Below are 24,655 nucleotides of genomic sequence, written 5' to 3' on the forward strand. Positions count from 1 at the left end.
TATGAATTTAGATTTCAAAATTAAAAATTTACTTCTTATTTGCCTAATTTTTTTAGGAGTATTCAATCAATATTATTCTCAAACTCAATATAAAGTTGATTTTAAAACCGGAGCAGACCAGCCTGAGCTGTATTTACCTTTACTAAAAGGAAAAACGGTTGGGGTGGTGACCAATCAAACCGGATTAATGAGTGACAGAACACACGTAGTAGATTTTTTAGTTAAAAATGGAATTACTATAAAGTCAATTTTTGCTCCCGAACATGGTTTCCGGGGTGATGCAGATGCAGGAGAAAAAGTGAAAAACGGGGTTGATGTAAAAACAGGAATTCCTATCGTTTCTTTGTATGGAAATAACAAAAAACCAAAACCTGAGCAATTGAAGGGTATTGATATTGTTGTTTTTGATATTCAGGATGTTGGAGTGAGATTTTATACCTATATTTCAACGCTGACTTATTTAATGGAAGCGGGTGCTGAAAATAATGTAGAGGTTATGGTTCTAGACCGCCCAAATCCACATGACGGCTATACGGATGGTCCTGTTTTAAAGAAAAAATGGACGAGTTTTGTAGGGATGCACGAAGTTCCGGTAGTATACGGACTGACAATAGGTGAATATGGAAAAATGGTGAATGGTGAAAAGTGGCTGAAAAATGGAGTTCAGGCAAAATATACTTTAATTCCGATGAAAAATTATCATAAAAATCAGCGTTATGCTATTTTAGATAAGCCATCTCCCAATTTACCCAACGATAAGTCGATCAATCTGTATCCAAGTCTGTGTTTTTTTGAAGGGACGCAGGTTTCTGTAGGAAGAGGGACAGATTTACCTTTTCAGATTTATGGTTCTCCCTGGACAGTAAATCTACCTTATCAATTTACTCCTAAACCAAATTTTGGAGCTAAAGATCCGTTCCTGAACGGAAAATTATGTTATGGTGAGAACCTTTCTGATTATCCGGATGATTTGAGATCATTAAATCTGGAATGGGTTATTAAAGCATATCAGAATTATAAAAATCCACAGCAGGATTTTTTCCTTAAAAATTTATGGTTTGATACCTTATCCGGAACAGATGAGCTAAGAAAACAGATTATTGCAGGAAAATCTGTTGCAGACATTAAATATTCATGGAAAGCAGATTTAGAAAAATTTGAAAAGATCAGAACCAGATATATTGTTTATGAAAACTAAAAAAAATGTCAATTGTAAAATCTACAATTGACATTTTTATTTCATATTTAATTAATCAAAATGCTGGGGAGGGTTTTTATCATCTTTTCCTTTATTCATGATGACAAGGCCAATCGTTAAGCCTATGACACCTGCTCCTGCTATCATTAATGCACTTTCCAGTTTATCAGGCTGATCGTTTCCCAGATAATTCATTAAAAAAAGAATTCCGAATGTGATGATACAGATAATGATATGATTTTTTCCGAATATTTTCATTGAATTATTTTAGTTTATAAGAAATCATTACGCCACCTCTGTAAGGAAGAATTTCGCCGCTTTTATTGTAACCTTCAGGATGATCATATCGCTTGCCTGTTGTACGGTCATAGCCTTTATAGAAATCCTGAGAAGATCCGATACTGGCATATACATCGATATTTAATCTGTCAGAAACCTTAAACTGGTAACCTCCTGTAATACCAAAAATTATTGAATATCCTTTTTGATAAAGGTTTGATTTGTTATAAGTAATTCCAGTGTCCTCATCAGTGAAAATACCATCTTTCCAGTAATTCCATTTTTGGGCAATAAAACGGGATCCTGCAATATTTGCACCGATGTACCAGTGTTTAAAGGCTTCATCAAAATAATATCTTCCTTCTAAAGATAATGAATAATACTGTAATTCGTGCCCCGCAAAAGACTTCCAGGGAGAGATCAAAACATCTCCCTGTACGGTAAATTTCTTGCTCAACTGGTGTTCCAGCCCTACATTTACAATTCCGATCGGAATAAGTAATGCATTACCTTTTACATAAACGCTTGTTTCATCGGTTTTTTCCTGTGCATTTATGGTTCCTAGTAAAAATAAACAAAAGAAACCTGCGTACAATTTTTTCTTCAACATTAGTATTTATTTGATTTGCTTTAATAATTCTTCTGCCAAAGCAGAGTCTTTATTAGCTTGTTTTGCTAGATCTCGGGACATTTCAGCATATGTTTTTGCCATTTCTTTATTTCCGGTTAGAGAATAAATTTTGGCAAGAATATAGGTGTTTTCAGAAGTTTCACTTCTCATCACTGATTTTTCTGCCCATTCAGCTGCTTTTTTTAATGATGCAGGAGTTTTTACATGTTCAGAAAAAATCCATGCTGCCTTTAACAATTCGTTGGGTTCAAAAGAATCTGAATTTTTATAGTATTCCAATGCTGCTTTTTCATATTCTGCAAAATTTGCATTCTGTTCGTAGTAGCTTAATTTTGTCTGATTTAACTTAAGTTCAGCATTGTATTTTCCAACTAAAGGTTCTGCTGTTTTCATGAAATACTCTTCATTGATCCTTTTGTTTTTATCATCAATAGACTGTTCCAATACTTTTGAAAGTTTGATTTGATTGTCAAATTCTTTGTAGGTTTCTTCGGGAAGATATTTGATGATATCTGCTTTTTTTGCAGTAAAAACTTTGTAGTTCGGATCATCAGCAGATTTCAGAAAGAATAATAAAAATCCGATGTCTTCTTTTGAAAGCTCTTCTGTTGCTTTTTTATTTTGAAAATATCTTTCTGAAGCCTTTTTAGCAAAATCGAAGTCTGATGCAGAGTTTAATTTCATAATATTAATTAAAAACTCAGAATCTTTTTCTCCTTTAGCAAAGCGCTCTTTCAAAGAACCTTTTTTGTTGTTGGGAGAATTGATCTCTTTTGCCATTGTTATAAAAGGAGCTTCTTCCATATAGCCGAAGTTCTGGGAAACAAGTTCGCCATCACCATTCAGAAATAGGTAAGTAGGATAGGAGCGAACGCCATATTTTGCCGCAACTTCTCTTCCTTCCCCTTTTTCCATATCGATTCGGGCATTTACGAAGTTGGCATTATAATAATCACCAACAGCTTTTTGGGTAAATATATTTTTCTCCATCATTTTGCAGGGTCCGCACCAAGACGCATAGGCGTCAATAAAAACAATTTTGTTTTCTTTTTTCGCTTTTGCAATAAGATCCTTGAAAGGGATATCCTGAAACTGGATAGCTTCCTGTGCAAATGTAATGATACTGGTAATTAAAAATAATCCAGAGAAAATCTTCTTCATTTTTAGAATAAAATTAAAAAAGCGAATATACTTCTTTTCAACGTAAATTATGAGGTTATTAGTATTGTAAATACGACCATATCTACAAGTTTAACATAGCTTTAACACATAAATGACTTTAATAATTCAATTCTGATTCATAAAAAAGCCGCCCTTGGGAAGGCGGCCAACTGATGACTGTGAAACCATTAAAAAGTTATTTTTTGATAACTTTTTTAACTATCGTAGGTGCATTTCCCTGATCTATTTTCAACAGATAAACTCCTTTCGTAAGATCTGAAATGTCAATGCTTGTTTTGTTTTCCGCAGTTAAAACGAGCTGTCCTGCGGTGCTATAGATTGTAGCTTTAAATTTAGCGGTGTTATTGGCAAATTTAATATGGATAACATCCTGGGCCGGATTAGGATAAATACTGATATCATCTTTGGTGATCGCAGGATCAGATGTTCCTAAGGATGAAAAATTAATTACATCTTTCAGCACGCCTAAAGAATAAGTTGTAAGATATACTTCAGCGATTGTAGGACTTACAAAGCGTACTGCACCATCCTGAATAACAGTATTGAAATAATTGGAAGCATTTCTTTCCTGCCACGTGGTCCCGAAATCATTACTGTAGATTACTTTTGAAGGCGTATTGTTTGTAGTCTTTGCTAGCGCAACAATTTGTCCGTTTTGTATCGTCGAATGCTCAACTTTGCTAATGATTCCATTATATATTTTAGTCCAGGTGTTTCCGGAATCTGTGGAAGTATAGATTCCGTTTGTAGTAGCCAGTGTATACTGATTTACATTTAACGGGTTTTGAGAAAAGCTGATAATATAGTCTGGTAAATTCAATCCCTGTACTGTTGTTTCAACCCAGCTGCTTCCTCCATTTGTTGTTTTATAAATACTGTTTCCTATGGTAACCATTGCAATATTAGAATTGCTTTGGTTTATTTTAATTCCCGATATTCCATAATCGTAAGGATAAGTTGGGAAATTAAGATCGGTTGTAACAGGATTTGACATAGTACTGAAATCAACCTTTGTTAGCGGAGTGCCTCCATTATAAGTGGCAAGCCATGCGATATTAGAATTTGAAGGATCAGTTTCTGCCGCGGTAAGTGTATTGTCATAAGTTTCCAGTAATGTATTGGTTGTAGCACCATAATCATTACTCATTTTAATCACTCTTGGGAATGCTGTACCATCAAAAATATATGTTCGTCCCGCTATATTTTTGTTGATAAAGAAGGGAGCCATTTCCTGTCCGTACGGGAATGTTCCTAGCGGTAATACTGTGGTCGGTGTTTCCTGATTGTTTTCAAGATTTTTTACAGTATAGCCCCATTGTACTCCATAGACTAGCTTATCAACATTATTATCTTTTAAAGTGTAAACGGTGCCCATGTTAGTGAAAAAAGGATTGAGGATCGTTGTAAGGGTAATTCCTCCATCTGTTGAGATTTTCGGAAAACGCTCGTTTGCAATCAATACCTGATTGGTATTGGTAGGATTAAAGGTAGCTCCTGACGGATAAAAATAAGAAGTTCCATCTGCAAGTCCATTATGAAAAGTAGTGGTCCATGCACTTCCTCCATTAGTTGTTACAGCAATTTTATGAACACCTAATGCTAGAACATGATTGGTATTATTCGGGTCAATAACGAGTTTGATCTTTCTTATGGTAGCTAGCGGATCAGTTGAGCTCCAGTCAATCCCGGTCTGCTCAGTCCATGTTAAAGCTCCATCGGTACTTTTATAAACTGCCGGGTGCATGTTCGGCATGGCGCCCTGAACAAAATGAGCCGTTCCTGTATAAATGGTATTCGGATTTTGAGGATCCACAGCGATTGATTCTAAAATGATATTATTTAACGTCTCTGTCCAGGTTGCTCCGGCATCCATAGATTTAAGAAAACCGCCCTGAACAGATGATTGTGGTCCTAATCCTTTTGCAATATAAAGTATCTGTGGGTTTTGAGGATCTGTTTTGGCATCCGATAATATATGCTGCCCGGAATCATAAATATTAGACCATGTTGTTCCGCCATTGGTCGTACGGTATAACTTTCTGTTATAGCTGGAAAAACCACTGCTGCTGTCCTGTACAATCATAAGGACTGTGTTCATGGTTCCGTCATCAAAAACAGAATATCCGCCGATAGCATCTATCTCCCCCTGAGGGAGATTAAACTGCTTAATGATGTTTAGAGAATTTAAGTTTAATATACTTATTTTACTCTGGTTACTGGGGCCAAAATCTTCAATAAAACTTAATGCCGTTCCATTATTGACAAGACGCATTTCTTTAATGCTAGGAGCTTGCAGAGGATAAGGAAGAGTGTATAATACATTCCACGTAACGCCATTGTCGCTGGATACTAAAATGTGTTTATCAACATTGGTCGTTGCATAGATTTTACCTTCTACTGTTTTGTCATAAACAAAATTCTGCATACGTCCATACTCAGGATTTCCGGTAAAGCTTACCTGGGCAGATATTGTTTGTACCGAAAGCGTAAATAATAAAGTAAATAGTAATTTCTTCATAATACTGTCTTTTTCTATTTTCAAACAAATGTATTTTTTAAAGAAAATTTTAAAGAATATATGTTGAGAAATAGTAAGACGAAAACAGGAAAAAACGTGACTTTATTATTTAAATATTTGATATATAGCTGAATAGGTCATTGGAGTTCGAGAGGTTTAATTTTTTTGAAATCCTTTCTTTTCTTTTTCTGCACGCTTCTATGGTGATGTTGAATATCGATGAAATCTCCTTTGTAGATAGATTCATATAGATGTAGCTGATATATCGAATGTCATTTAAGGTGAGGTCTGGATGTTTTTCCTTAAGGTTGTCGATAAATTTACTGTTGATCTTTTCAAAATGAGTTAAAAAATCATCATTAGTATCTTCTTTGGTCAAAATTAATTTTAACTGATCCAGCTGCTGAGAAAGCTGCTCATTTTTCAGAATTTCCGGGCTCTTTTTTAGCCTGAGAATATACTGTTCTATTTTATCATTTCTTTGTGCAATATGAATAGCATTGGCGGCTAGCTTTCTGTTTCTGCTTTCCAGTTCGTTTTTAAGCTTCTCTTTTTCGAGTAAAGCTTCTGTTTCTTTCTCCTTGATCTGCTGTTCAAGAAGGAGGTTGTCATTTTCTTTATTTTTAAGTTCCAATGCGATGATCTGTTCATTTCTTTCTGCAATAGTTCTTTTCTGTCTGTTCTTTAAATAAAGAGTTCTGAATAACCAGCTTAATAATCCCAATATCAGAATGCAAAATCCAACAATATAAAACTTTAGCTTCTTCTCACTTTTAAGCTCTTTCTGAGAATCCTGAAGCTTCAGTTTTATTTCGCTGTTCTGATACATGGCCTGATTTTTAATGGCATTCATGGAGTCTTTTACAAGTACAACAGAATCTTTATATTTCATCGCTTTCTCATAGTCTCCTAGACCCAAATAAATATTTGAAAATTGTGTATATATGTCTTTTGTATTGCTGAAATTTAAATTTTCTTTCTGGGCTTGCTGAATGTAATTTTTTGCCTTGTCATTTTGCTTTTGAGCCTGAAAAACTTTGGAAATAAGGATTAAGGCAGAAATCTTATGATCTATATTTTCTTTATTTTTTAATTTGGTTAGTAAAGGAGTAAGAATGTTCAGAGATTGATCATATTCTTGTCTTTCCAGAAAATTTTTTGCTTCTGCAAGATCAAGGTCAAGATCGATTCTCGGGTCATTATTTATTTTTAAAGCATTTCTTGAAATTTTAATATATTCTGAAGCTTTATTTAGCTGATGGGTCGTATTGTAAAGATCTGCCAGCCCGCTGGAATATATAGCAATACCAATCTGATCATGATTTGAAACGGCCAGGTCATAAGCCTTTTTCAGATGTCTTTCGGATTCTTTATATTTTCCCTGTTGAAGATAGACAAGGGCAATGTTATTTAAAACTGTCATCTCACGATCGCTTTTGAGATGCTTCACGGCAATAGAGTAGGCCTCGAGATAATAATCTAAAGCTGTGCTGTAATCGGACATTTGATAATAGTTTAACCCGATACAGTTTGTGGAAATAAATTGCTGCTCATACAGCTTATTCTGTTCCGAAAATTTTTTGACTTCCGAAAATATTTCTAAAGAAGTCGAATGGTCCTTTTTGTACAATGCATCAATCCCTTTTTTTATTAAGGCATCAGAATATTCTTTAGGGTCATCAGAAGTTGATGTAAATAAAAATGCAAGTAAAAAGAACAAATATTTCATTATTTCAATTGATGGTAATGTTTTAGGATAGGTGGAATATGTATTGTGATTAAAATTACATAAAAAGTATAAATTGATCAAAATAATAAGATTTGATTTGAAATATCAGAAAGAAGAAAGCCTCTAAAAATAAAAAAGTGATAAAATGAATGTCTGACGGATAATGATTTGCGCAATAAATTGTGGAGTTATTGGTGTTAAAAATTAGATTTTACGGCAGTGTGGCTTTCTGCATTATGTTATTTGCAGAGAGAAAGATAATAATTGGAGCATGGGCAATACATAATACACGCAACAGATACCGTCATCAAATATTCGGAAATATAGCAACCTTTGATTGTAAACCCCAAAGCATTTAATTAATTCCTACTTTTCAGATCTCCGGTTATAAACATGCCCAGAATTACAAATCATAATCTTACTGTATTTCGGATAAAATACAATTAGGTTAAAATATTTTATTCGATTTGGCAGAAGTCACTATAGAAGTGCTTTGAAGTTATCATTAACAAATTTACTCTTCTGTTTATCATCCTTCTTTAGAATCTCAAATTGATTATAATTTTGATATTACTTTCATTGAAAAAATATCTCATTATTTCTAATTGATTTGCATCTAATTTTTTATTTAAATAATTTTTTATTGAAAATTACATAGGAGATTTTATAATTAATCACTTCACCAGATAAGAAATCAACATGTAATTTTTTCTGATAAATACCGAATAGATAAGATGAAAGAATATATACAAGCTGCTTTTCTTCAGTATGATCTGGTATACTGATTTTATAAAATTCTTCTATTTCAGCTTTAATAAGATGCAACAAACTATTTTTAGATGTACACATGGCGATAAAAAGATAAATTAATAGATTTCAACAGAAATTTTTAACAAGATTAGCAAAGAATAGGCGGGGAATAGCAACAATTTTATTTACGGAAAATGTCTGCTGAAAGGCCGTGATGGTTTAGTGAGTGCAATTTTATTAAACCCTAGCTATACAAATGTAAATGCTTAAACAATCATAAAAGAAGTAGAAAAACCTTTTCCATAAAAATATTTTATAAGTATTTTTAGTTTAGTGTTAAATGTACAAATTTTTACAGAATTTTTTTAATTTATTTTAATTATAAGTGAAAAATAATGTTTTTGTCATATTTTATAATTCATGATAAACGTTATTAGTTTAGTATTCCCATTAATGAGATAGAATATATGACTAATATTGATATGATTTCTACAAATATTAATTCCGGTTTTGCCAACTGAAAATAATAACCAATCCAAAATATTATAACTCAATGGAAACAATGTATTTACCCTCGATGGACAATCCTACACCATGGTATCATCACATGCAGAAAGGAAATTCAATTTATTTTGACCCTGATTTTAACTTCTTTTTTGGAGGTAAGGGAGGGTGGCAAATTTTTAATTATGATGATGTTAAGCTGGCAGCAGTGATTATCAGCTTTTCTCCAATCAGTACCTTCCGAGCTTAGGGGAAGATATTCTTGGGGACAGTTTAGTGACTATGGATCCGCCCCGTCACAAAAATTTACATGCCCTGGCAAGCAAGGCTTTTTCAATGGGTATGATTTCCCGGCTGGAACCATGGCTTTATGAGCAGTCCCGGAAACTGATTGACCCATTTCTGCAATCTGGCGAAATGGAGTTCGTAAGCGGTGTAGCTGTGCTTCCAAGTCTTACTATTGCGCGTTTGTTGGGTGTCCCTGAAGAAAATAATCAGCAGATTGGTAAATGGGTTAGAGCATTGATCTCTGATCCTGCTGTGATAGGGATGGAAATTTATCTGCAGAGTATGAAAGATATGGCCTCATTTTTCATGGAATTGATAGAAGAACGGGCGCAGCATCCTCAGGAAGATTTGATAACGGGTCTTTTACGGGCAGAAATTGATGGAAAAAAGCTGGAGCGTAAAGAGGTGTGGCTTTCAATATTACTTTATTTATTGGAGGAACAGAAACCACTCAGGCATTGGCAATATTGGCAATGGATACTTTTATAAAATATCCGGAAATACAGAAACACCTGATCGCAAACCCGCAGGATATTCCCAAAGCACTTAATGAAGTACTGCGTTTCAGATCTCCGATTATGAGTATGCCCCGAATTGCAAAACAGGATTTTGAATTTAAAGGTAATCTTATTAAAAAAAATGATCTGGTTAATTTATGGATCGGTTCTGCAAATCATGATCCTGCTGTATTTCCCAATCCGGACAGCTTTGATATCAACAGAGATAATTCCAAACTGATTACTTTTGGATATGGAATTCACTATTGCATCGGTTCGGTGTTGGCAAAACTTGAAATGCGTATTCTTTTTGAGGTAATATTTCAGCATATGAAGGATATTCGTCTCCAACCCGGAACAGTTTTGAAAAGGATACCAAGTACTGTTGTTTATTGCTATCAGGAACTTCCTGTTATTTTTAACAGAATTTGATATAAAAAATAATCCCTCAAATTGTACAATTTGAGGGATTTTATTAGAAATTGTTTAACTTCTGTGGTTTCTCCAGGAATCGAACCAGGGACACATGGATTTTCAATCCATTGCTCTACCAACTGAGCTAAGAAACCATTTAATTTTTACTTCTTTTTTGAAGTGGTGCAAAAGTAATAATAATTATTAACTCTCACAAATTTATTTAAAACTTTGAAAATAAAACCACCTTTTTACAGGTGGTTTTTTAAGTGGTTTCTCCAGGAATCGAACCAGGGACACATGGATTTTCAATCCATTGCTCTACCAACTGAGCTAAGAAACCATTCTTGTTACTTCGTTGTTTTAAAGTGATGCAAAAGTAGTAAGTTTTGGTATATGAAGCAAGTATTAACGGTACTTTTTTTAACAAAACTTAAAAACCTATTGATTCTCAGCTTGATTATTTTCCTGTTCCTTGCGGATCTGATCGCTCATTTCCTCTAATACAGGCTTAATCGTGCTTTCAGGAAGATCACTAATTCGGATATACATCAATCCATCGATCGCATCATTGAAGTTTGGATCGACATTAAAGGCAATAACTTTTGCGTTTTGTTTGATATATTTTTTAATTAAAACAGGTAATCTCAACTCCGGTTCCAGGTCATCGATGATCTTATCCAATTTATTTAAATCAGATTCCATTTCTTCAAAAAACAGATGTTTATCTCTGTCACGAAGCTTAACTTTATATTCGTTTCTTGGAGTAATATATTGTGCTACCGCAGAGTCGTAGTAATTTGAACGCATAAATTCGATCATCAGAGATTTTGAAAACTCTGAGAATTTATTGGAGATACTTACTCCTCCCATCAGAAATTTGTGATCGGGATTTCTCAGGCAGACGTGTACAATTCCTCTCCATAAAAGGAAAAGCGGGAGAGGCTTTTGCTGATATTCCTGACAAATATATGCTCTGCCCATCTCAATCACCTTTTTAAAGAAAGGGTGGATGTCCTGTTCAAATTCAAATAAAGAACTCGTGTAAAAGCCTTTAATACCTGATTTTTTCATGACTTCTTTACCCAAAGCCATTCTGTATGCTCCTACCAGTTTTTCTTCGGCATTATCCCAAAGGAAAAGGTGATGGTAATGTTTATCATACTCGTCAAGGTCAAAAGGAAGATTGCTTCCTTCACCCACGGCACGGAATGTAAGCTCTCTCTGACGCCCGATTTCCCTCATAATAGAAGGGATTTCTTCATATGCGGTAAAGTATACTTCATAGTTTCCGTTGCTGAAAAACATTTTATCAGTGCCTTTCAGCTTATTGATATCCTTAAGAATATCTTCTTTCGGAGTTTCATCAATGATATTCTGAACAATATTTTCTTCTTTAAGCAAAGGAAATTTTACAGATAAATTCTGAAGATTAATCGCCTGAGCAAGAGATTTTCTCTTCTCATAGTAAGATTTCATCATGTAAACCTTACGTTTAAGAAATTCACCCAGTTCTTCAATATTTTCCATTTCATCCATCGCTTTTACAGCAATAGGTTTTCCGATTCTTATACGGATCGGTTTTTCCCTGTCGTTCATCATTTCTGCAGGAAGCATCAATGTCTGTAAATTCGGATGTATTTTGGAAACCTGATAAAATAAGCGGCTGTTTTTGGCATGGAAATACATAGGAACTACCGGCACTTTTGCCATTTTTATAAGCTTAAGAGCCGGTTTTTCCCATTCTTTATCTAAAATTTCTCCATAAGGATTGTTTTTATTCGAAACTTCTCCTGCCGGAAAAATACCTACGCAACCTCCATCTTGTAAATGCTTCAGTGTTTCACGCATTCCTGAAGAGCTGCTGTAAGCACCTTTTCTGTTTTCAAAAGGGTTTACAGAAATTACGAACGGCTCCATAGGTTTTATTTTTTCCAAAAGAAAATTACCCATAACTTTGAAATCCGGACGTACTTCTGATAAAACTTTGCACATTAAAATCCCGTCAATCGCTCCCAGTGGATGATTCGAAACCAGAATAAACGGTCCCGTTTTCGGAATTTTTGCCAAGTCTTCTTCAAAAGCGATATAGCTTAAGTTTCTCTCTCTCACAAATGAGTCGAAAAAGTCTTTACCTTCCTTGTCTTTTAGTTTATCGTATAGCTTGTTAACTTCATTAATTTTAGCAATGCTCATAACAGCGGATGCTACAGGATTTTTAAGAAATCCTATTTTACTTAAGCCGGAAGCTTGAATTAAATCGTTTTTCGAAATTAAACTCATATGTGTTTAGTCGCAATTTGTTTTAGTGTGTTACCATTTGAAGTGTATTCTTCGCAATCTGCTCCAATAATACACTTTTTTCCTGGTAAAATTGATCAATGTTCTCCATCTTCGCATTTCTCACGGTAAATAAAGATACATTTTTAACTACTTCAGTTGAAAATACTTTCTGTAGTTCTTCATTAAGTTCATCTACATGGTTGAATTTATCTTCCAGACATAAAGCTAATGAAATTGCAGAATTCTGCATCAAAGAAACTTTAATTTTGTACTTGGATAAATATCCGAATATCAAACTCATATGGTCTTCTGCAATGAAGGAGAAATCTCTCGTTGAGATTTTTAATAGTGTTTGATTTTCTTTTAAAATATAAGATTCTTCGCTTTGGTTTTTTTCTGAAGCACCTACTTTTGTCCCTTCTTTGGTAGGATCTACGAAAGATTTTACATAAAAAGGAATATTTTTTTGCTGAAGAGGCTGTAATGTTTTCGGATGGATAACACTTGCTCCGTAATAAGCCATCTCAATAGCTTCTTCGTAAGAAATATTCGAAAGAAGGCTTACATCTTTGAATTTTCTTGGATCTCCTGTCATCACTCCCGGAACATCTTTCCAGATTGTCATGGCATCTGCATTCAGACAATAAGCAAAAATAGCTGCAGAATAATCCGAACCTTCTCTTCCCAAAGTCACCGTAAAATTGTTATCATCTGATCCGATGAAACCCTGCGTAACATAGCAGATTTCTTTGTTTAAGTTGGAAATAAATTCTTCAGTTCTTGTCCAGTCTACTGTTCCTTCTCTGTATGAGTTATCTGTTTTTACATAATCCCTTGCATCCAGCCATTGGTTGGTAAATTGAATTTCGTTCAAATACTCACTTACAATTTTAGTAGAAATCATCTCTCCGCAGCTTACCACCTGATCGTAAACGAAATTGTAATTCGGAGATTTGTTTCTTCTTAAAAAAGAATCAATATCATCAAAAAATAAATTGATTTCTGCGAAAACTGCATGATTTTCAGGGAATAGACCCTCCGCGATTTCAATGTGTTTTCGTTTTATCTTTTCAATCTCAGTTTGATAGTTATCCTTCTTGAAATAAAGTTCTACAACTTTTTCCAACTCATTAGTCGTCTTGCCCATTGCTGAAATTACCAGCAAACATTTGGCAAATCCCTGGCTTTTTAATACCATAGACACATTCTTTACACTTTCAGCATCCTTTACTGATGCTCCACCAAACTTGAAAATTTTCATTAAATTGTTAATAATAAAATTGTTAGATAAAAATTAGTTGAGTTTTTTACGGGTGTCAAAATTATAAATTTACAACGAGATATGAAATAGTCCGGCGAAAGGATAGGCTTAAGATTTTATTAAAATCAGTAATTAGTTTAAATTTTTCAGATTGCTTCAACAGATTGGGGATAGATTTTTCGGATAAATTCTATCTATAATGAATAAATGATGCTGTATCTTGCTGTAATACAAGTATTAAAGTCTTTTGTGCGAAAATTCTTTCAAATGTAATAAATTTTACGAAATTTGGTGAAAACGTAAAAAGAAAAAATATGTCAGATCAGCCATTACAGACTTTAGGGGAATTTCTTATTGATAAACAGGACGATTTTCAGTACTCTACAGGGGAATTTTCTCGTCTTTTAAGTGCAATAAGATTGGCTTCAAAAGTCGTAAACAGGGAGGTGAATAAGGCCGGAATTGCGGATATTATCGGGAAAGCCGGAAACGAAAACGTTCAGGGCGAAGAGCAGCAGAAACTGGATGTTATTGCCAACGATATCTTCATTACAGCATTGTCTCAGAGAGAAGTGGTTTGCGGTATTGCTTCCGAGGAAAATGATGATTTTATTGACATTAAATGTGGTGAAAACGGTCACTTAAGCAAGTATGTTGTGCTAATCGATCCGCTTGACGGATCTTCAAATATTGATGTAAACGTTTCTGTAGGAACTATTTTTTCAATTTACAGAAGGGTTACAGAGCCCGGAACCCCGGTTCAGCTGGAAGATTTTTTACAAAAAGGGATCAACCAGATTGCGGCGGGTTACGTAATCTATGGTTCTTCAACGATGATCGTTTATACGACAGGAAACGGTGTAAACGGATTTACACTGGATCCATCTTTAGGAACTTATTATCTTTCTCATCCTAATATGCAGTTTCCGAAAACAGGTAAAATTTATTCGATTAATGAAGGAAATTATATTAAATTCCCTCAGGGCGTTAAAAATTATCTTAAATATTGTCAGATGGAAGAAGGAGACAGACCTTATACCTCAAGATATATTGGTTCATTGGTTGCCGATTTCCACAGAAATATGCTGAAGGGCGGAATTTACATTTATCCGTCTTATTCACAGGCTCCAAACGGAAAACTGAGATTATTGTACGAATGTAATCCGATGGCTTTCCTAGCAGAACAGGCTGGTGGAAAAGCAACAGACGGTTTCAGAAGGATTCTGGAAATTGAACCGACGGAACTGCATCAAAGAATTCCGTTTTTCTGCGGAAGTATCAATATGGTTGAAAAAGCTGAGGAATTTATGCGAATTGATAGTGTGAAATAAATGACAGCAAAATATTTTAAATATTTATTAGAATTCAAACGCCCGAGTGGAACATCTCGCGGCGTTTTGCATGAAAAGGAAACTTTTATTCTTGAGATTTCAAAAGACGGAAAAAAAGGAACAGGAGAGTGTGCTATTTTCAGAGGATTAAGCTTTGATGACCGCCCGGATTATGAAGAGAAATTACAATGGTTATGTGAAAATATCAATCAGGATTCTGAACTTTTAAAAGAGGAATTAAAAGAATTTCCATCACTTTGGTTTGGATATGAACAGGCTATTTTAAATTTAAAACACGGTGAAAATCTTTATTTTCCAAGTGAATTTACAGAAGGAAAAAACTCAATTGTTATCAATGGCCTGATCTGGATGGGCGATATCAATTATATGGAAGAACAGATCCAGGATAAACTAGAGCAGGGATTTCACTGTATTAAATTAAAAATAGGTGTAGACTGGGAATCTGAGCACGAAGTTCTTCAAAAATTAAGAAAAAAATTCTCAAAAGATACTCTGGAACTCCGTGTTGATGCCAATGGAGGTTTTAATAAGGAAAAAGCGAAACTTGTTTTACAGCAGTTAGCAGATTTAAATATTCATTCAATCGAACAGCCGATTAAAGCAGGAAACTGGAATCATATGGCTGAATTGTGCGCCGAAACGCCAACTCCGATTGCATTAGATGAAGAATTAATAGGAATTATTGATTTTAATGAAAAGAAAAAATTATTAGAAACCATAAAGCCACAATACATCATCTTAAAACCAGCTTTAGTAGGTGGTTTTTCAGGTTCTGATGAGTGGATTGCCCTTGCCGAAGAACAAAATATAGGCTGGTGGATTACTTCTGCTTTAGAAAGCAATATCGGGCTCAATGCCATCGCACAGTACACTTTTACAAAAGAAAATCCGATGCCACAGGGTTTGGGCACCGGATCTTTATTTGTCAATAATTTTGAATCCGTATTGGAACTCCGAAATGAGTTGTTATGGTTCAAAATATAACTGAGAAACATTAACTAGCAGAATGGTGGAGGTGAATCTGGGCAGGTAGTATTGCCGCAATAGCCTTCACCCCATGATCTGCAGCACATAGCAGATGGATTCCAGTTGTTACATCCAAGAGGTGGTCTTCCTCCGTTGATTGTTTTTAATTGTTCTCTGTTGATTTTTTGTAGATTTTTCATAATAATAGTATTAAATTGATTTGTAAAGTAAATATCAATTTAATTTTTCGTTCGTGCAATGTTTTTAACTAAGATTAACGCACATTGAAGTGAAATAATTGGATGAGTTATCTTAAAAACCAGATAATAACTTGTCTATGATGTAGTAATTTTAGGCTCGAATACTGTTCGTTTATTTGGAGTTGATATTGATGTAACTAAATTACGTCTTTTACAAAAATTGCTTTCTTAATATACTCAAGTATAGAAGAAAACTTTCTTTTAACCTTTTTCATTATATTAAATTTAGTATTTCTCTGGTTGATGAATTTGCAAGCGCTGTGCCATAGTGGAGGATTTTTTTGAGTTTAACATATGACTTATTTCATGGGAGTATTTTATTATATTATTAAGAAATAATTGTGAAAATGTTTTCGTTATTCTTTGATCTGTTGGTGATAAGATTCCTGTCCACACCATATAAGTTTTGGAAAATATCATTCTGTACCTGGGAACTCGAAAGATATCCCCAATGATTTCCGATATCATATTTTAGTCCGGTAAGCACATCGTCTTTCACAAAAGTACAGTCGATGATAGATACGATATCTTTGAACTTTTCAATATCACTCGGACCGTTTTTGCCCAGCCTTGGAGTTAGAATGTTTTTGGTGAATTGCGAAATTCCCAAGACCGTATCTTTTCTGTTTAAATAAATGGAAATTCTGTTGGCAAGCAACGGTAGCTTGTTGAATGAATCTTCAGACTCTTCAAAAACCTTGTATGTGACATCTGAATTTAATAATAAAACCTGATCAATGACTCTCAGAATATTTTCCTTTTTCAGACTGTAAAGCATGCTTTGAAGAACCCGATTGCCCATAGAATGTGCCATTATATGAATTCTTTGATTGCAGGGAATTAAATCTCTGTTCGAAAAAATATCTTTTAAAAACTGAGTATAAAAATAAAACAGTCTCATCAGCGAACTTCCGGAATTGATGCTTGAAGCTTTATCATCAAAATAAGTCAGCGGAACAATACTGCTCGAAGCAGGCCAGCTTACGAATAGAATATGTTCAACAGGAGATGCCGGATTATCAATAAATAATTTTTTAAGATCTAGAATGGCTTTCAATTCATCGTCAAAATCGTAGGCATATCCGTGAATAAATATCAAAACGTCACTTCTGTCCTTTGTAGAAGACATATTTTTATACAATTCATAGAACATTCTCTGGGTACCACCAAGGTTATTGGCTGTTAAGGCTGAATTTTTAATGCCTTTTTCACTCAACAGAACATCTAAAACATCCTGATATCCTTGTTTTTCAGGTTCCGAGAAGAGCTGATAATTTACAATATTACGATTGGTATAATTTTTTTTCTTTTTTTCTGTAGCGGTGGGCTCTTTATAGTTTTTAAAATCACACTTTGCAATCCTGAAATTAGGAATGGAGTACTCATCATTGGAAAAAGAATCCTCTTTTTCGCCTTTATGACGAACGATTTTTCGATTGCTTAGGATGTAAACAGCCATGTTCGGGATTTTTGAGAAAACGGTTTTAGTTAATTTCTAAGTTAAATAAAAATATTGAATTATTAATAATTATTGTTTTAAATTATAATTTCCATAAACCCTTAAAATTTCCTAAATTTGCAAATTGTTGTATAGTACGACATTTTAAAGCGAATTTTAATGGAAGAAGAAAAAAAATCACTCAATTTTATTGAGCAAATTATCGAAGATGATTTGGCAAACGGTCTGAAAAATGATCAGATACGTTTCCGTTTTCCACCTGAACCAAACGGTTATCTGCATGTAGGTCATACAAAAGCGATCTGCATCAACTTCGGTTTGGGTGAAAAATACAATGCTCCCGTAAACCTTCGTTTCGACGATACAAATCCTGAAAAAGAAGAACAGGAATTCGTAGATTCTATTATGAAAGACGTTGAATGGTTAGGTTTCAAATGGGATAAAGTTTTGTACGCATCCGATTACTTCCAGCAGCTTTACGATTGGGCCGTTCAGTTAATTAAAGAAGGAAAAGCTTATGTAGATGAGCAGCCATCTGAAATTATTACCGAGCAAAGAAAAAATCCTACAGAACCAGGTGTGGAATCTCCATACAGAAACCGTCCTGTTGAAGAGTCTTTGGACTTATTTGCAAGAATGAAAAACGGTGAATTTGAAGAAGGTTCAATGTCTCTTCGTGCAAAAATCGACATGGAGTCACCCAATATGAACATGCGTGACCCTGTTATGTACAGAATTTTGAAAAGACCTCACCACAGAACAGGTACTGACTGGAAAATTTATCCGATGTACGACTGGGCACACGGTGAATCTGATTATTTGGAGCAGGTTTCACATTCATTATGCTCATTAGAATTTGAAAATCACAGACCGCTTTATAATTGGTATCTGGAGCAGGTTTATGATGAGTCAAAGGTAGCTCCTAAGCAAAGAGAATTTGCAAGGATGAATGTTTCTTATATGATCACTTCCAAAAGAAAACTGCAAAGGCTTATTGCTGAAAAGGTAGTCAACGGATGGGATGATCCGAGGATGCCTACGATTTCCGGAATGAGGAGAAAAGGTTTCACGGCAAATGCAATCAGGAATTTTATTGATAAAGTAGGGGTTGCAAAAAGAGAGAATTTAATTGAAATCCAATTATTAGATTTCTGTGTTCGTGAAGATTTAAATAAAGTAGCTAAGCGTGTGATGGCGGTTGTAGACCCTGTCAGACTGGTCATTGAAAACTACCCTGAAGGACAGGAAGAGTGGCTGGATACTGAAAATAATCCTGAGCAGGAAAATGCAGGGACAAGACAGGTACCATTCTCAAGAGAATTATATATTGAACGCGAAGATTTCAAGGAAGAAGCTGGTAATAAGTTCTTCAGGCTGAAATTGGGTGGTGAGGTTCGTTTGAAATCTGCTTATATCATTAAAGGTGAAAGAGTAGAGAAGGATGAAAATGGTGAAATTACGACGATTTATGCAACTTATGACGAAAAATCCAAGTCAGGAAGCGGAACCGAGGAAAGTTTAAGAAAAGTAAAAGGTACAATTCACTGGGTGTCTGCTAAGCACGCAATTCCTGTGGAAGTAAGAAATTACGAGAAGTTATTCACTGTAGAACAGCCTGATGCTGAAAAAGATGTGGATTTCTTAAACTTTATTAATCCTGAATCTGTCGCAACAATTCAGGGATTTGCTGAGCCTAGCTTAAAGGATGTGGCAGTGGGAGAACCTCTTCAATTCCAGAGAATTGGCTATTTTACAAAGGATCAGGATTCGACAGATACAAATTTTGTGTTCAATAGAACTGTGACATTGAAAGACTCTTATAAGCCGGAGTAGAAATTATTTATATCCATATAAATGAAACAGGGCTTAATTTTTTTAAGCCCTGTTTTTTTGTTTAAAATCTTGTGTTGTTGTCTTCACTGGTGTATGGCGTATCCGGATGAAGTTAAAAAACATTTATTACAGAAAAAAATTATTAAAAAACCCAAACAACAAATACAAATTATTAAAACTAAAACTTGAGAAATTGTGAAATTAATAAATCTATACACAAATTCGTTTAAAGGACTTTCGCAGGAAAGCTGGATGCTGGCACTTGTAATGCTCATCAACCGTGCGGGGTCTATGGTACTCCCGTTTTTGGGAGTTTATATGACAGACCATTTACATTTTAGCATCGAAAATACAGGAGTTGTTCTGAGCTTTTTCGGAATAGGTTCTGTGCTGGGTTCATGGTTAGGAGGAATGATTACCGATAAAATCGGTGAATATAAAGTGCAATATCTCAGTTTATTATTAAGTGTGCCGTTATTCTGCCTGATTCCAATTTTTAAAACAGAAATTGGAGTAGCGGGTATTATTTTAATACAAAGTATTGTAAGTGAGACCTTTCGTCCTGCCAACTCGGTTGCGATTACAAAATATGCAAAACCTGAAAATATTACGAGAGCGTTTTCATTAAACCGTATGGCAGTCAATTTAGGGTTCTCAATCGGACCTGCTTTAGGAGGGATTTTATCTGCTATATCTTATGAGTTTTTATTTTTCAGTAATGCTTTTGCAGCGTTATCAGCTGGCTTAATGTACATCTGGTTCTTTGCAAAGCGTAATAAATTAGCAAAAGTGAAAGCGAAAAAAGTAAAAGAAGCAATTGTTATTAAAAAAGAGAATTCGCCTTATCGTGACGGTAAATTCTTAATTTACTGTTTCTTCTGCATGCTGTTTTCAATCTGCTTTTTCCAGTTATTCAGCACACTGACAATATTTTATAAAGATACGGCTAAATTGAGTCAGCAAAATATAGGCTATATTTTAGGATACAGTGGATTCCTGATTGTATTGCTCGAAATGGGATTTGTACAAATTGCAGAAAAATACTTCAGTCTGGCAGTAACCATGCTTTTAGGAACTTTCATTTGTGGACTTTCTTATGCAATGCTCGCGTTTGATTACAGTATGATTACCTTATTGGTTTCTATGACCATCCTATGTATAGGTGAAATCTGGACATTGCCTTTTATGTCGACGATTACGGCTTTGCGTTCAGGGGAAAACAATAAAGGGGCATATATGGGACTGAATGGGATTTCATTTTCCATTGCATTCATCATTACTCCCTATATAGGTACAATGCTTGCCGAAAGATTTGGCTTTAATGCATTGTGGATCGGGACAGGAGTTTTAGCAACTTTTATCGCAGTTGCCCTTTATTTCATTGTTCCGTGGATGATCAAAGACAAAAAAGAAAAAGCCATCAATTAGATTGGCAAAAAGAAAGCTGCAGATTTTGTAGCTTTCTTTTTTTTTGTAATACTCACTGGTAAATTTAAAACTGTATAATTTTTGCTGGTCTTATTCTACAACTTGCTTTAATGATAAAAATATACTTTCTTATATCTCTTCTTGTTAGTCATATTTATTTTTCTCAGAAAAAAGATTCTGCAACGCTGATTTCGGAAGTTCAGATTGATGCATATAAAAAATCGACTCCTTTTATAACTTCTACTAAGGCCGTTTCTGTAGTTTCAGAAAACTTATTGAATCAAAATACTCCGGAAAGAATGTTGGAGTCTGTTAATCAGATTGCCGGAGCAAGAATGGAAGAAAGATCGCCCGGAAGCTATAGGATCTCTCTGCGCGGAAGTACGTTGAGATCACCTTTCGGAGTTCGTAATGTGAAGGTTTATCTGGATGATTTTATTTTGACAGATGCTTCGGGAAATACTTATTTTAATATAATTTCTCCTGAGCTTATTCATAAAATGGAAATTTATAAAGGTCCGGAAAGTGGTGATTTTGGGGCTGTGACTGGCGGAACAGTGTTGTTACAGACGACTACTTCTGAGCATTTATCAGCTGATTTATCCATCGGAAGTTATGGAACATTCAGTCAGAGTTTTGATTTTTCTAAACAGTTGGGAAAACATTTTTTTGAGATTTTTCAGAATTATTATCAGACTGATTCTTATAGAGAGCAGTCTGCAGTTCAGAGAAAACAGATATTTTTAAAAGACCATTTTCAGTATTCGGAAAAAGCATTATTGAAAGCTATGATCTTATATACAGATCTCGATTACCAAACTCCCGGTGGATTGACTCTGGAGCAAATGCAGTCTGACAGAAAACAAGCCAGACCTGCTACAGCTGCCCTTCCTGGAACGAAAGAACAAAATGCAGGGATTCGTAACAAAATGCTTTTGGCAGGACTTTCCCATGAATTCAATATCAATCCTGAATTTTCTCATTTTATACTGATTCAGGGTTCTTATGTGGATTTTGAAAACCCTTTTATCACCAATTTCGAAAACCGTTTTGAGAAGAATTTTGCATTGAGAACCCATTTTAATTATGGGAAAAACTGGAGTGGAATTTCGCTGGCATACCGCTTAGGCTTTGAAGGGGGAATGAGCGATATCTTAATTAAAAATTTCGATAATAATAAAGGTGCTGAAGGTAATCTACAGAATTTTGATCGCCTGAAAAATGGATCAGGTTTTTATTTTCTTTCGCAAAAATTAAATATCGGTGAAAAATTATTTACTGATATTTCGTTAAGTTTAAATTCAAACTCTTATCAATGGGAGCGTCAGTATCCGGGAATTGAAAATGGGAATATTAGATTTAGAAATCAGTGGCTTCCAAATTTTGGGATCACATATGTTTTTGAAAAAGGGTTCTCGATTAGAGGTAAGATTGGAAAAGGCAATTCTGCTCCGACCAATGAAGAAATACGCTCTTCCAATCAGGAGTTTAATATGAATTTAAGTCCGGAATACGGTTGGAATATGGAAATTGGATTTAGAAAACAATTTGGGAGTTTTATTTTTGCAGAAGGCAGTTATTTTGATTTTCGAATGAAAGATGCGATCGTCAGAAGACAAAATGAAGCCGGACAGGAATATTTTGTCAATCAGGGAGAAACAGTTCAGAAAGGAGTTGAAGTTCTTTTGGAATCCAAAAAAATAGATCTGAAAAATAAATTTTTAAACAATTTTAAATTCAGATTTTCAGGAAGTTTTTACAATTTTACATTTGAAAACTATCGACAGGTTGATAATGATTTTTCAGGAAATGATTTGACAGGGGTACCTAAAACAAGCATAAACAGCTTATTGAACTTTACATTATTTAAAAGCATGACTGTGGACTTATCACACTTTTATATTTCAAAAATACCTTTGAATGATGCCAATTCTGTTTGGTCTGAGCCCAGCTTTGTTGGAAATATCAGGCTTGGATTTCCAGTAGACGTTGAAAAAACAAGATTAAATTTATCTTTACAGATTCAGAACTTATACAATACAGACTCTGTTTTAGGCTTTGATATCAATGCTTTCGGAAATCGTTTTTACAATCCTGCAGCCAAAAGGAATTTTATTTTTGGAGTAAAAATGGATTTTTAATTATTCTCCTAACATATAGGCTATCATTCCATAAAAAATCGGCAATATAAAGTAGTTTGCTTAAACTTTTATCTGAAGCTTTTCCAGCTCTTCGCACTCGCTATTTTTTGGATTTCGGCGAGCCAAAGGCTCGCCGAAATCCAAAAAATGAGCTCAAACAAATGCTTCGATCTGGGCTAGGAGGATCATTTTTTCAGTATTTGCTAAAAAATTACTTTAACAGAATATTTTTTATAATCATCTCTGCATGAATTCTTGAGTTTTCAATAAACCATAGGTGTGTATCTTTTCCGCCGCAGACAACCCCGGCCAGATACAAATTTTCAATATTGGTTTCCATAGTTTCAGGATGGTAAAGCGGATTTAAACAATCACCCTGTAATTCAATCCCTGAATTTTTCAAGAAATCAAAATCCGGAAGATACCCTGTCATTGCGAGAACAAAATCATTCTCAATTTCAATAACTTCGCCGTTTTCATCTTTGAATAGAACCGAACTTTCTTTAATTTCAATAATTTCTGAATTGAAATGAGCTTTGATACTTCCTTCAGCAATTCTATTGTCAATATCTGGCTTTACCCAATATTTTACACTTTTTGAAATTTCAGAGTGGCGAACAATCATAGTTACTTCAGCACCTTTTCTATAGGTTTCCAATGCTGCATCCACAGCAGAATTACTGGAACCTACAACTACAATCTTTTGTTTTGCATACGGGTAGGGTTCTGTATAGTAATGTTTTACTTTTTCCAGATTTTCTCCAGGGATATGCATTAAATTTGGAATGTCATAGAACCCTGTTGATATGATTACATTTTTTGCGAAATATTTTCCTTTTAATGTTTCGATTTCAAAAACGCCATCTTTTTTAGAAACATTAGAGACTTTTTCATAGAGATTGATGTTTAAATTTCTCTGTCGGGTAATTCCCTGATAATATTCCAAAGCTTCCTGTCTCCCAGGTTTTGGAGCCGTTGATATGAATGGAATATCAGCGATTTCCAGTTTTTCGGCAGTGGAGAAAAATCTCATATATAAAGGATAGTTGTACAAAGAATTTACAATGGTTCCTTTTTCAATGATTAAATAGGTAAGATTATTTTTCTGAGCTTCAAGTGCACAATTAAGACCGATTGGTCCCCCTCCGATGATGAGAATATCTAGAATTTCCATGATGCTAAGATATTGAAAAACTTTCTTACCTTTAATTGAATTCATTAATATCCAAGAATGAAATATTATATTGCTGTAGCATCAAAAGATCATGTAGAAAGAGGAGTTCAGGGCGGATTTATGCAGGCTAATCATGGAAAAGCAACGTCCTTAAAGAGATTGAAGACAGGAGATAAAATAATTTTTTATTCTCCTAAGCGCTATTTTGAAAAGGAGGAAAAATGCCAGTGTTTTACTGCAATAGGAGAGGTAAAAGATGAAGAGCTTTATCCTGGAATAATGGCTGAGGGTTTTCAGCCGTTTCGAAGAAATGTGAAATTTTATGATGCTGAAGAAATATCGATCTTTCCTTTAATCGAGCAACTCGATTTTATTACAGATAAAAAGAAGTGGGGCTTCTCTTTCCGGTTTGGTTTTCTGGAAATTTCTGAAAAGGATTTTGATATTATTAAAAATAAAATGTTGTAACTGATCCGGCAACTGAAGCACTTTAATTCAAAAGCTGGCA

At 34.5% G+C, this 24,655-nt stretch carries 20 protein-coding genes and 2 tRNA genes; 10 read left to right on the forward strand and 12 right to left on the reverse strand.

Features of this window, described 5'->3' with window-relative positions:
* Position 1: 1 nt before the first annotated feature.
* Positions 2-1,198 (forward strand): DUF1343 domain-containing protein, encoded by a 1,197-nt coding sequence (locus tag M2373_RS20045; protein ID WP_259113040.1) that lies wholly within the window; start codon positions 2-4, stop codon positions 1,196-1,198.
* Between the two features lie 51 nt (positions 1,199-1,249).
* On the opposite strand, the gene M2373_RS20050 is transcribed toward M2373_RS20045, so the two are convergent.
* From M2373_RS20050 to M2373_RS20070, 5 genes are all read right to left on the reverse strand, one after another.
* Positions 1,250-1,456: a hypothetical protein gene (locus M2373_RS20050; RefSeq protein ID WP_259113041.1), complete on the reverse strand. Its 207-nt coding sequence runs from the start codon at positions 1,454-1,456 to the stop codon at positions 1,250-1,252.
* Positions 1,457-1,460: 4 nt separating this feature from the next.
* Positions 1,461-2,087, reverse strand: coding sequence for a DUF3575 domain-containing protein (locus M2373_RS20055; RefSeq protein ID WP_259113042.1), 627 nt, complete (start codon positions 2,085-2,087; stop codon positions 1,461-1,463).
* Positions 2,088-2,093: 6 nt separating this feature from the next.
* Positions 2,094-3,269 (reverse strand): thioredoxin fold domain-containing protein, encoded by a 1,176-nt coding sequence (locus M2373_RS20060; protein WP_259113043.1) that lies wholly within the window; start codon positions 3,267-3,269, stop codon positions 2,094-2,096.
* A gap of 196 nt (positions 3,270-3,465) precedes the next feature.
* The gene (locus M2373_RS20065) at positions 3,466-5,808 is read right to left on the reverse strand and encodes a T9SS type A sorting domain-containing protein (protein WP_259113044.1); all 2,343 of its coding nucleotides are present in this window, start codon (positions 5,806-5,808) and stop codon (positions 3,466-3,468) included.
* A gap of 109 nt (positions 5,809-5,917) precedes the next feature.
* Positions 5,918-7,537, reverse strand: coding sequence for a tetratricopeptide repeat protein (locus M2373_RS20070; protein ID WP_259113045.1), 1,620 nt, complete (start codon positions 7,535-7,537; stop codon positions 5,918-5,920).
* A gap of 1,303 nt (positions 7,538-8,840) precedes the next feature.
* On the opposite strand from M2373_RS20070, the gene M2373_RS20075 reads away from it, so the two are divergent.
* Genes M2373_RS20075 through M2373_RS20085 form a run of 3 tightly spaced genes read left to right on the forward strand, consistent with a single transcriptional unit; the run spans position 8,841 to position 10,008 of the window.
* Positions 8,841-9,041, forward strand: coding sequence for a hypothetical protein (locus tag M2373_RS20075; RefSeq protein ID WP_259113046.1), 201 nt, complete (start codon positions 8,841-8,843; stop codon positions 9,039-9,041).
* Positions 9,042-9,073: 32 nt separating this feature from the next.
* Complete coding sequence (locus tag M2373_RS20080) at positions 9,074-9,568, forward strand: hypothetical protein (protein WP_259113047.1); 495 nt, start codon at positions 9,074-9,076, stop codon at positions 9,566-9,568.
* Positions 9,487-10,008 carry a cytochrome P450 gene (locus M2373_RS20085; RefSeq protein ID WP_259113048.1) on the forward strand — a complete coding sequence of 174 codons (522 nt, stop codon included), beginning with the start codon at positions 9,487-9,489 and terminating at the stop codon, positions 10,006-10,008. Before M2373_RS20080 ends, M2373_RS20085 begins: the two co-directional genes overlap by 82 nt.
* A gap of 64 nt (positions 10,009-10,072) precedes the next feature.
* On the opposite strand, the gene M2373_RS20090 is transcribed toward M2373_RS20085, so the two are convergent.
* From M2373_RS20090 to M2373_RS20105, 4 genes are all read right to left on the reverse strand, one after another.
* Positions 10,073-10,145, reverse strand: a tRNA-Phe gene (locus tag M2373_RS20090).
* Positions 10,146-10,260: 115 nt separating this feature from the next.
* Positions 10,261-10,333 (reverse strand) — tRNA-Phe (locus tag M2373_RS20095).
* A 98-nt stretch (positions 10,334-10,431) separates the two neighbouring features.
* On the reverse strand, positions 10,432-12,273 hold the full coding sequence (locus M2373_RS20100) for a lysophospholipid acyltransferase family protein (RefSeq protein ID WP_259113049.1): 1,842 nt from the start codon (positions 12,271-12,273) through the stop codon (positions 10,432-10,434).
* A gap of 22 nt (positions 12,274-12,295) precedes the next feature.
* Positions 12,296-13,534 (reverse strand): aspartate kinase, encoded by a 1,239-nt coding sequence (locus tag M2373_RS20105; protein WP_259113050.1) that lies wholly within the window; start codon positions 13,532-13,534, stop codon positions 12,296-12,298.
* Between the two features lie 314 nt (positions 13,535-13,848).
* Here M2373_RS20105 and fbp point away from each other — a divergent pair, with 314 nt between their 5' ends.
* Together fbp and M2373_RS20115 are read left to right on the forward strand one after the other, a co-directional pair.
* Positions 13,849-14,865 carry a class 1 fructose-bisphosphatase gene (gene fbp, locus M2373_RS20110; RefSeq protein ID WP_259113051.1) on the forward strand — a complete coding sequence of 339 codons (1,017 nt, stop codon included), beginning with the start codon at positions 13,849-13,851 and terminating at the stop codon, positions 14,863-14,865.
* On the forward strand, positions 14,866-15,870 hold the full coding sequence (locus tag M2373_RS20115; RefSeq protein ID WP_259113052.1) for an o-succinylbenzoate synthase: 1,005 nt from the start codon (positions 14,866-14,868) through the stop codon (positions 15,868-15,870).
* 14 nt (positions 15,871-15,884) lie between these two features.
* Here the strand turns inward: M2373_RS20115 and M2373_RS20120 are convergent, their stop codons facing one another.
* Both M2373_RS20120 and M2373_RS20125 read right to left on the reverse strand, forming a co-directional pair.
* Entirely contained in the window at positions 15,885-16,052 is a 168-nt protein-coding gene (locus M2373_RS20120) for a bacteriocin-like protein (protein WP_259113053.1), read from the reverse strand.
* A 388-nt stretch (positions 16,053-16,440) separates the two neighbouring features.
* Entirely contained in the window at positions 16,441-17,571 is a 1,131-nt protein-coding gene (locus M2373_RS20125; protein ID WP_259113054.1) for an alpha/beta hydrolase, read from the reverse strand.
* A 159-nt stretch (positions 17,572-17,730) separates the two neighbouring features.
* On the opposite strand from M2373_RS20125, the gene M2373_RS20130 reads away from it, so the two are divergent.
* The 3 genes from M2373_RS20130 (at position 17,731) to M2373_RS20140 (ending at position 22,973) form a co-directional block, all read left to right on the forward strand.
* On the forward strand, positions 17,731-19,404 hold the full coding sequence (locus M2373_RS20130; RefSeq protein WP_259113055.1) for a glutamine--tRNA ligase/YqeY domain fusion protein: 1,674 nt from the start codon (positions 17,731-17,733) through the stop codon (positions 19,402-19,404).
* Positions 19,405-19,656: 252 nt separating this feature from the next.
* Positions 19,657-20,832, forward strand: coding sequence for an MFS transporter (locus tag M2373_RS20135; protein ID WP_409013220.1), 1,176 nt, complete (start codon positions 19,657-19,659; stop codon positions 20,830-20,832).
* 110 nt (positions 20,833-20,942) lie between these two features.
* The gene (locus tag M2373_RS20140) at positions 20,943-22,973 is read left to right on the forward strand and encodes a TonB-dependent receptor (protein WP_259113057.1); all 2,031 of its coding nucleotides are present in this window, start codon (positions 20,943-20,945) and stop codon (positions 22,971-22,973) included.
* Positions 22,974-23,184: 211 nt separating this feature from the next.
* Here M2373_RS20140 and M2373_RS20145 read toward each other — a convergent pair whose 3' ends face one another.
* The gene (locus tag M2373_RS20145) at positions 23,185-24,147 is read right to left on the reverse strand and encodes a YpdA family putative bacillithiol disulfide reductase (RefSeq protein WP_259113058.1); all 963 of its coding nucleotides are present in this window, start codon (positions 24,145-24,147) and stop codon (positions 23,185-23,187) included.
* Between the two features lie 57 nt (positions 24,148-24,204).
* On the opposite strand from M2373_RS20145, the gene M2373_RS20150 reads away from it, so the two are divergent.
* A complete protein-coding gene (locus tag M2373_RS20150) occupies positions 24,205-24,615 on the forward strand; it encodes an EVE domain-containing protein (RefSeq protein WP_259113059.1) in 411 nt (136 codons plus the stop codon).
* Positions 24,616-24,655: the final 40 nt, after the last annotated feature.

This window comes from Chryseobacterium sp. JUb7 (genome assembly GCF_024806495.1).
Classification (GTDB): Bacteria; Bacteroidota; Bacteroidia; order Flavobacteriales; family Weeksellaceae; genus Chryseobacterium.

Coding starts and splice junctions, on each gene's coding strand:
- M2373_RS20045 (WP_259113040.1), top strand. CDS start 2: ATGAATTTAGATTTCAAAATTAAAAATTTACTTCTTATTTGCCTAATT.
- M2373_RS20050 (WP_259113041.1), bottom strand. CDS start 1,456: ATGAAAATATTCGGAAAAAATCATATCATTATCTGTATCATCACATTC.
- M2373_RS20055 (WP_259113042.1), bottom strand. CDS start 2,087: ATGTTGAAGAAAAAATTGTACGCAGGTTTCTTTTGTTTATTTTTACTA.
- M2373_RS20060 (WP_259113043.1), bottom strand. CDS start 3,269: ATGAAGAAGATTTTCTCTGGATTATTTTTAATTACCAGTATCATTACA.
- M2373_RS20065 (WP_259113044.1), bottom strand. CDS start 5,808: ATGAAGAAATTACTATTTACTTTATTATTTACGCTTTCGGTACAAACA.
- M2373_RS20070 (WP_259113045.1), bottom strand. CDS start 7,537: ATGAAATATTTGTTCTTTTTACTTGCATTTTTATTTACATCAACTTCT.
- M2373_RS20075 (WP_259113046.1), top strand. CDS start 8,841: ATGGAAACAATGTATTTACCCTCGATGGACAATCCTACACCATGGTAT.
- M2373_RS20080 (WP_259113047.1), top strand. CDS start 9,074: ATGGATCCGCCCCGTCACAAAAATTTACATGCCCTGGCAAGCAAGGCT.
- M2373_RS20100 (WP_259113049.1), bottom strand. CDS start 12,273: ATGAGTTTAATTTCGAAAAACGATTTAATTCAAGCTTCCGGCTTAAGT.
- M2373_RS20105 (WP_259113050.1), bottom strand. CDS start 13,534: ATGAAAATTTTCAAGTTTGGTGGAGCATCAGTAAAGGATGCTGAAAGT.
- fbp (WP_259113051.1), top strand. CDS start 13,849: ATGTCAGATCAGCCATTACAGACTTTAGGGGAATTTCTTATTGATAAA.
- M2373_RS20115 (WP_259113052.1), top strand. CDS start 14,866: ATGACAGCAAAATATTTTAAATATTTATTAGAATTCAAACGCCCGAGT.
- M2373_RS20120 (WP_259113053.1), bottom strand. CDS start 16,052: ATGAAAAATCTACAAAAAATCAACAGAGAACAATTAAAAACAATCAAC.
- M2373_RS20125 (WP_259113054.1), bottom strand. CDS start 17,571: ATGGCTGTTTACATCCTAAGCAATCGAAAAATCGTTCGTCATAAAGGC.
- M2373_RS20130 (WP_259113055.1), top strand. CDS start 17,731: ATGGAAGAAGAAAAAAAATCACTCAATTTTATTGAGCAAATTATCGAA.
- M2373_RS20135 (WP_409013220.1), top strand. CDS start 19,657: ATGCTGGCACTTGTAATGCTCATCAACCGTGCGGGGTCTATGGTACTC.
- M2373_RS20140 (WP_259113057.1), top strand. CDS start 20,943: ATGATAAAAATATACTTTCTTATATCTCTTCTTGTTAGTCATATTTAT.
- M2373_RS20145 (WP_259113058.1), bottom strand. CDS start 24,147: ATGGAAATTCTAGATATTCTCATCATCGGAGGGGGACCAATCGGTCTT.
- M2373_RS20150 (WP_259113059.1), top strand. CDS start 24,205: ATGAAATATTATATTGCTGTAGCATCAAAAGATCATGTAGAAAGAGGA.